Annotated in this window: 1 protein-coding gene; it reads right to left on the bottom strand. The window is 62.4% G+C overall.

Annotated elements, in window-relative coordinates; genetic code table 11:
- Positions 1 to 118 precede the first annotated feature (118 nt).
- Positions 119 to 814 carry an HAD family hydrolase gene (locus tag ACFYPS_RS36920; protein WP_387331158.1) on the bottom strand — a complete coding sequence of 232 codons (696 nt, stop codon included), beginning with the start codon at positions 812 to 814 and terminating at the stop codon, positions 119 to 121.
- Positions 815 to 1,047 lie beyond the last annotated feature (233 nt).

The following is a 1,047-nucleotide window of genomic DNA, read 5'->3' as shown; positions in this document are numbered from 1 at the left end:
TCACCCACGAAGCTTTGCACGTCTTTGCACGTCTCAAGATCGGACGCACTGTTCTCGACACGACAGGGCGGTGCCGGACGCACGGTCAGCGGCAGTTGAGTGCATTCGCCAAATGGCCTCAGCTATTGCCGATCATTTGGAGAACCGCACCCAAGCCGTGCACCGGTCCTTGAGTGCGAGGCAGGATCAACGTTCGAATCTTCAAGGGCACTCCGCCAACGTCGTCTCTGGGGCTGTCGCCGACCATCAAGGCATGGATGCCCGGGACGTCGAGCAGGTCCAGCGCTCGGGCGTAGATGGCCGGGTCGGGCTTCACCAGACCCACCTCGAACGACAGCACCACGCCGTCGAGCAGCTCACCCACCCCGACCCGATCAAGGAGTGGACGAATGTCCAGCCCGATGTTGGACAGCACCACGATCCGGACACCGCGCGACTTCAGTTCCCGAAGGACAGGAAGCGTGTCATCGTATAGCGTCCACTGATCCGGCATCACCGCATACAGTGCGCCGATCAGGTCGGGCTTGATGCCGGGATACACGGCGACCGTCTGGTGGAAGACGTCCCGATGACGATCCTGGCTGAGATCACGCTCACTTCGGGGGTCGATCGTGTGGGCATGCTGCCAGATCTGGTCGAGATGCTCACGCAGGCCCCCGATCTGGTCGGGAGTCAGATCCGGCTTCGCTATTCCGTCTTGGGCCAGACGGCGAAGAGCGGCGCTGATCCAACGATCGGCGTCGCCGCCCTCGACCAGCGTGGCATGGAAGTCAAAGATGACCCCCCGGATCGGTGCGGGCTTGTTGATGAGCATGCGGCAGCCTATCTGTACCATCTCGGGTCCTGGAGCCCGCGATGGTGAACTGGGGAAGCCACGGTAGCCAGCCATCCGCTCATCGGCATGTCCGAGCGTCGACCGCGCCGGTTCACCGTAACGCTGGGTAGCGCGCGGATCGCGGCAGACATCCCATGTTCTGAGGTTGTCAAGAAGTGGGCTGGAGATGTGCCCAGGCGGTTGCCTCGTCGTAGGTCGTATTGGTTTTGAGG

This window comes from Micromonospora sp. NPDC005087 (genome assembly GCF_042872965.1).
Taxonomy (GTDB): domain Bacteria; phylum Actinomycetota; class Actinomycetes; order Mycobacteriales; family Micromonosporaceae; genus Micromonospora.
The sequence above is the reverse complement of the archived record's forward strand: the minus strand, read 5'-3'. Positions and strand labels throughout refer to the sequence as shown.